Raw genomic sequence first — 6196 nt, 5'->3', positions numbered from 1 at the left:
CGCGGCCCTTCTGCTGCTGCCGCTCGCGCTCGCCCACCTGGCCGACGTCGAAGGCCCGGCGATCCTGGGTCGCGATCTCGACCTGGCCGCCGACCTCGGCCATGTGCCGTCGCTGATCGGCCTGTTCGCCGGCGCGGCCAGCCCCTGGCAATCGATCGGCGCCACGATCGCCGCCGTTCTGCTGCCGCTCGGCCTCATCGCGCTCATCGCCGCCAACCTGGGCTGGATCGAGCGCGGTCTCGCCGGCCTGCCCCGCCCGGGCCGCCTGCTGCCGCTCGGCCTCGCGGCCCTTGGACTGGTCCTGGTGTGCTTCCCGGGCCGGAGCCGCGTCGTCGGCTTCGGCACGACGGCCTCGATCGAGCGGCAGCTGACGACGGTCGCCGACGCCTGGCGACTGACCCATGGCGACCGCGCCGGCTTCCTGGCACGGCTCGGACCGGCACCGGCGGCCAAGCGCGATGTCGGCCGCCTCGGGCACCGCGACGTCTGGCTGATCTTCTTCGAATCCTATGGTGCCGTGCTGCTGGACGATCCGGCCTTGAGCGTCCGGGCACTGCCGGCACTGGCACGGTTCCAGACGCTGGTCACCCGGGCCGGCCTCAGCCTGCGCAGCAGCCGCATCGCCTCACCGACCTATGGCGGCGGCTCGTGGCTGGCCCATGGCACGGTCGACGCCGGCACCTGGCTGGCCAACCAGCGGCTCTATCAACTGGAGACGACGACCGACCGGCCGACCTGGCCGGGCATCATGAGCAAGGCCGGATGGCAGAGTTTCGACATCCAGCCCGGGCTCAAGACACCGCTCGAGCACGCGGAATTCTGGGGCTTCGACCGGATCGTCGGCGCCGACGATCTCGCCTATGCCGGCCCGAGCTTCGGCTGGTTCGGCATCCCGGACCAATATGCGCTGGATGCGAGCCTGGACCTGCCGCGCGATCGGGCGCGGCCCCTCTTCGCCCAGGTCGTGCTGGTCTCCAGCCACATCCCGTTCCACCCGGTGCCGCCCGTGGTGGCGGACCCGGCCGACGTCGGCCGGTTCGCGAGCCATCCGGAGGTCGCCCGGATCGTGGCGACGCCGCCTGACTGGAACGATCTGGCAGGTCCGTACCTGCAGTCGGTCGAGTATGATTTGACCGTGCTCGCGAACTGGCTGCCCCGCGCGCTGGGCGACGACGGGGTGGCGATCATCCTGGGCGACCACCAGCCCCCGGCACTGATCGGCCATGCCAGCGCGTCGCACGACGTGCCGATCCACATCCTGTCGCGCGATGCCGCCTTCGTGCGGCGCCTGGCCGGGGCGGGCTTCGTCGATGGCGCGGTGCCGACGGGCGAGGCAGGCACCATGGCCGAACTGATGAACCGCTTCTTCGAGGCTGCAGCCTCACCCGCCGACGCTGCGGTAAACCCGGCAGACTGATCCGCTACATTCTTGTCCGTGCGCGCGATATTTCAGGATCGCGCTGCCTGGGTCTCGTCCGGCTCCAGCGCGAAGGACGAGCGCAGGATCGAGGCGCCGCTGACGAATAGCTCGCCGCGCGACCGCCAGGGCAGCATCAGGCGGTCGTAACGGCTGCGCTTGACCGGACGCCCGGGCACGTCGATCACCGCATCGACCAGTTCGAGCCGCGGTTGTCCAAGCGCCGCCACTTCGTGGTAGCCCCGGGCAGATTGCGCGCCATAGACGGGATCGGGCTGATCTTCGAGATCCCGGCCGATGGCGTTCAGGGCCCAGCAGGCGTCGAACGCGCGATACTCCGGCCCGATATGTTCCACCAGGGCCCGACTGCCGTTCGCGCCGTCCGACGGACGCATGCGCGCCAGCGTGATCCGAGGCTTCAGCGAGGCCGGTGTCAGCCCGATGATCTGGTTCGGGGCCAACTGGCCCCGGCGCGCGCGCCACAGGTGGAGCAGCGCCTGCAGCGATTCCTGACCCGATTGGCCCAACCGGTCGAGCGAGAGTTCCTGGCTGGAATAGGGATTGCCCCGGGCCAGCGCCGCGGATGGAACGCTCAAATCCTTGAGCCGCGCCACCGCTTCCTCGACCTCGCCAAAGATCTCGAAACGAGGAATCGGTTCCGAATGTTCGATCACCAGGCGGCGCCAGGATTCCTTCAGCAGAAAGCGCACGACCGCTTCGAGCGTCGGAAATTCGAGCCGCCCGGCACGGATCGTGAGCCGGATCTTGCCCTGGCCCAAACGCAGGCGGGCAAAGCCAAGATCGCGCACGACGAAACCCGCCATGTCGACGTCCGGGCTTGGCCGCCCCAGGCGATGCCGCAAGGCGCTCGAACCGTTCAGCCAGGGGTGCCCGGCATGGTCGATCAGCAGATCCATCTGTCCGGTACCGCTCATCGCATGCGATCGACGCGGCGATCATGATCCATCGACGAACCATGAGTCCGCACGAAGGCGCCTCGGAATATGCTGGACACTTTGCTCGTTCCCCCGGATTTACCGGTTCTTCACATCGTTTTCACAACACGGGCCGCAACGCCCGGAAAAATCAGCAAATCATACCCGCTGATAAAATAAGAAGACATGAATTTCTCATAGCGTCTTTCCGCAATACCTCCGCACGGGCTTCCGACTCTTGCGGACGACCATCGAAAACCGCGAACTATGAGGGATAATCTCTAACAATCGTTGTGAACCTTCTCTCACCCTCGGCCGGTGTCAGGCGTCAAAGGTGAGGCCCGCGCGCTCGCGCCGCAGCGGGGCTGCCATCTCTCCCCTGTCGCGCCGGCGTCGCGCGCGGTATGTAGGCCCTCATGCTGATCATGCTTCTGGTCGTCTTCACCGATCTCGTCGGATTTGGCGTCGTCATTCCGCTGCTGCCGTTCTATGGCGAGCATTTCGGCGCGTCCGCGCTGACGGTCACGATGCTGCTCGCGACCTTTTCCGGCTGCCAGCTATTCGCCGCACCCCTCTGGGGTCGCCTGAGCGACCGGATCGGCCGGCGCCCGATCGTCCTGATCAGCACGGCCACCTCCGTTTTGGCTTATGTCTGGCTCGCATCGGCCGATGCGCTGTGGATGCTGTTCGCCGCCCGGGCGTTGCAGGGCATCAGCGCCGGCAACATCTCGGTCGCCCAGGCCTACGTCGCCGACGTGACCGCGCCGGAAAATCGGGCTAAGGGCATGGGCATGATGGGGGCGGCACTCGGCCTGGGCTTCATCGTCGGCCCGGCGATCGGCGGGCAGCTGGCAGGCGGCGATCCGACGGCATTGACCGTAGCGCTGCCAGCCTATGCCGCCGCCGCGTTCTCGGCCCTCGCCTTCATCCTCGCGGCCCTGTTGCTGCGCGAATCGCTGACGGACGAGCGCCGCGCCGAGGCCATCCGGAATCGGACCGGCCGGATCGCCCAGATCCGCGAGGCCTTCGGGCGGCCGAACCTGCGCCGGCTGATGATCTTGTTCTTCACCACGACCTTTGCCTTCGCCGGCATGGAGACGACCTTCGCGCTGTGGGCGCTTGCCCGCTTCGGCTGGGGACCGCGCCAGGTCGGCGAATTGTTCGCCATGGTCGGCATCGTCCTGGTGCTGATCCAGGGCGGCCTGATCGGCAAGCTGACCCGCCGCTTCGGCGAGGCGCGCATGCTGCTCGCCGGCACCGTGACCATCGGCCTGGGCCTGGTCCTGCTGGCGGCGGCGATGACGCCGCTCGTCGGCATTTCCGCCAGCTGCCTGCTGGCGCTCGGCATGGGCATGGCCCAGCCGTCGACCGCCAGCCTGATCTCGCGCGAAGCCGGTGCCGCCGAGCAGGGCGGCATCCTGGGCGTCAACCAGTCGGTCGGCTCGCTGGCCCGGCTGGCCGGGCCGGCCGCGGCAGGTGTTGCGTTCACCTTCGGCGGCCCGTCCGCACCTTATATACTGGGGGCTGCCTTGATGGTCGTGTCGTCCTGGCTCGCCGGCCGGGTGCTGCGCCGGCATCGCATGGCCGATCTCGGCGCCCTGGCGCTCTGACCGCCGGGACGGTACCGTCCGTCCGATGCGCGACCGAATCCGTTCCCCCTCGACCGAACCGCGCGCGGCGGCCGCCACGGTCCGGGCCCAGCTGCGCGTCGTCCGGCACCTGGCCCCCCACCTCTGGCCGGCCGGCGAACCCGGCCTCCGGCTGCGGGTACTGGCGGCCATCGGCCTCATCGTCGCCGGCAAGCTCATCACCGTCACCATTCCGCTGCTCTACAAGCAGGCGGTCGATGCGCTCAGCGGTGCCGCCGGTCCGATCGTGCTCGTGCCCGCCGCCCTCATCATCTTCTATGGCCTGGCGCGCCTCGCCGCGCAGGCGACGGGCGAACTGCGCGAGCTGGTGTTCGCCAAGGTCGCCCAGCGGGCGATCCGCCGCATCGCGCTCGAAGTGTTCCAGCATCTCCACGCGCTCTCGATGCGCTTCCATCTGGAGCGGCAGACCGGCGGATTGAGCCGGTCGATCGAGCGCGGCACGACCGGCATCGAATATCTGCTGTCCTTTACCCTGTTCAATATCGGGCCGACCCTGCTCGAGATCGCCCTGGTCTCGACCATCCTGTGGCGCCGCTTCGACGCCCGGTTTACCGCCGTGACGCTCGCGACCATCCTCTGCTATGTCGCCTGGACCATCGGCATCACCCAATGGCGCGTCCGCTTCCGCCATGAGATGAACGAGCGTGACGGCGAGGCCAACACGCGGGCGATCGACAGCCTGCTGAATTACGAGACCGTCAAATATTTCTCGAACGAGGCCCACGAGGGGCGGCGGTTCGACCAGGCGAAGCAGGCGTTCGAGCGCGCGGCCGTGCGCAGCCAGACCTCGCTGTCGCTGCTCAACCTGGGCCAAGGCCTGATCATTTCGAGCGGCCTCGTCGCGATGATGATCCTGGCCGGCCAGGGCGTCGCCGCCCATCGCCTGACGGTCGGCGATTTCGTGCTGGTCAACAGCTACCTGCTGCAGCTCTACCAGCCGCTCAACCTGCTGGGCATGGTCTATCGCAACATCAAGCAGTCGCTGATCGACCTCGAAGCCATGTACCGGCTGCTGGGCGAGCCGCCGGAGGTCCAGGACCGTCCGGGCGCCCCGGCCCTGATCTCACGCGGCGGCCGGGTCCAATTCGACCGCGTGACCTTCGCCTATGATCCGCGCCGCCGGATCCTCGACGGGATCTCGTTCGACGTGGCGGCCGGCCAGACCGTGGCGATCGTCGGACCCTCGGGCGGCGGCAAGTCGACCATCGCCCGGTTGCTGTTCCGGTTCTATGACGTGACCGACGGTGCGATCCGCATCGACGGACAGGACCTGCGCGAAGTGTCCCAGGAGTCGGTCCGGCGCGCGATCGGCGTGGTGCCGCAGGACACGGTGCTGTTCAATGACACGATCCGCTACAACATCGCCTATGGGCGGCCCGAGGCCGGCGAGGCCGAGATCGTCGAGGCGGCCCGGCTGGCGCAGATCCACGACTTCGTCGCCCGCCTGCCGGATGACTACGAGACCAGGGTCGGAGAGCGCGGGCTGAAGCTGTCGGGCGGCGAGAAGCAGCGGGTGGCGATCGCGCGCGTCATCCTGAAGGCGCCCGAGATCCTGATATTCGACGAAGCGACCAGCGCGCTCGACAGTGCCACCGAGCAGGAAATCCAGGCCAGCCTGCGTCAGGTTTCAACCAACCACACCACCCTGGTGATCGCCCATCGCCTGTCGACCGTGGTCGATGCCGACGAGATCCTGGTGCTGGACCAGGGGCGGATCGTCGAACGCGGTCGCCACGGCGAACTGCTGCGTCGAGACGGCGCCTATGCCGGCATGTGGGCCCGCCAGCGCCGCGCCGCCGAACGCGAGGCAGCGCTTGCCGAAATGCAGGCCGATATCCAAGAATGAGCCGTTTTCGCTTTTCGGGCGTTGGTCATCACGTCAGAGGGCAGCCCTAGTCGGCTACCCCCTGAAACAGGAGGTGTGGGCATGTCGGTCGTCCTCTGGCTCGTCTCGGGCCTGATCGCCGGATGGCTGGCCAGCCTGCTCGCGGGCAATCGCGCCGGCCGGGTCACCTATCTGGTGCTGGGCTGCATCGGCGCGCTGGTCGGCGGCTTCCTGTTCTCGCTGTTCGGCGGCCTGGACGTCACGACACCCGGCCTGCTCACGGCCGTTGCCGGGTCGATCGTCGTCCTGACGCTCTATCTGGGCATCAGCCGCCGCCGGACCTGACGTGTCGGATCGAAACGAGGATTTG

At 68.2% G+C, this 6196-nt stretch carries 5 protein-coding genes; 4 read left to right on the top strand and 1 reads right to left on the bottom strand.

The genetic code is table 11. The annotated features are described in order from the left end of the window. On the top strand, positions 1–1417 hold a 1417-nt coding region (locus tag VGV37_RS18250; protein ID WP_326881168.1), incomplete at its 5' end, for a hypothetical protein. 32 nt (positions 1418–1449) lie between these two features. Here VGV37_RS18250 and VGV37_RS18245 read toward each other — a convergent pair. Continuing rightward, positions 1450–2352 carry a hypothetical protein gene (locus VGV37_RS18245; RefSeq protein ID WP_326881167.1) on the bottom strand — a complete coding sequence of 301 codons (903 nt, stop codon included), beginning with the start codon at positions 2350–2352 and terminating at the stop codon, positions 1450–1452. Positions 2353–2768: 416 nt separating this feature from the next. Between VGV37_RS18245 and VGV37_RS18240 the strand changes: the two genes are divergently transcribed. From VGV37_RS18240 to VGV37_RS18230, 3 genes are all read left to right on the top strand, one after another. After that, positions 2769–3962, top strand: coding sequence for an MFS transporter (locus VGV37_RS18240; RefSeq protein WP_326881166.1), 1194 nt, complete (start codon positions 2769–2771; stop codon positions 3960–3962). Between the two features lie 25 nt (positions 3963–3987). Then, the gene (locus VGV37_RS18235; RefSeq protein WP_326881165.1) at positions 3988–5847 is read left to right on the top strand and encodes an ABC transporter ATP-binding protein/permease; all 1860 of its coding nucleotides are present in this window, start codon (positions 3988–3990) and stop codon (positions 5845–5847) included. An 81-nt stretch (positions 5848–5928) separates the two neighbouring features. Beyond that, complete coding sequence (locus VGV37_RS18230; RefSeq protein WP_326881164.1) at positions 5929–6171, top strand: GlsB/YeaQ/YmgE family stress response membrane protein; 243 nt, start codon at positions 5929–5931, stop codon at positions 6169–6171. Positions 6172–6196: the final 25 nt, after the last annotated feature.

This window comes from Aliidongia sp., assembly GCF_035943795.1.
Lineage (GTDB): Bacteria > Pseudomonadota > Alphaproteobacteria > ATCC43930 > CGMCC-115725 > Aliidongia.
Note: the sequence above shows the minus strand (reverse complement) of the source record. Positions and strands in the feature narration are given on the sequence as shown.

What these genes read in the sequence shown, in the direction of transcription:
- VGV37_RS18230 (WP_326881164.1), top strand. Translation starts at nt 5,929, where the DNA reads ATGTCGGTCGTCCTCTGGCTCGTCTCGGGCCTGATCGCCGGATGGCTG.
- VGV37_RS18240 (WP_326881166.1), top strand. Translation starts at nt 2,769, where the DNA reads ATGCTGATCATGCTTCTGGTCGTCTTCACCGATCTCGTCGGATTTGGC.
- VGV37_RS18245 (WP_326881167.1), bottom strand. Translation starts at nt 2,352, where the DNA reads ATGAGCGGTACCGGACAGATGGATCTGCTGATCGACCATGCCGGGCAC.
- VGV37_RS18235 (WP_326881165.1), top strand. Translation starts at nt 3,988, where the DNA reads ATGCGCGACCGAATCCGTTCCCCCTCGACCGAACCGCGCGCGGCGGCC.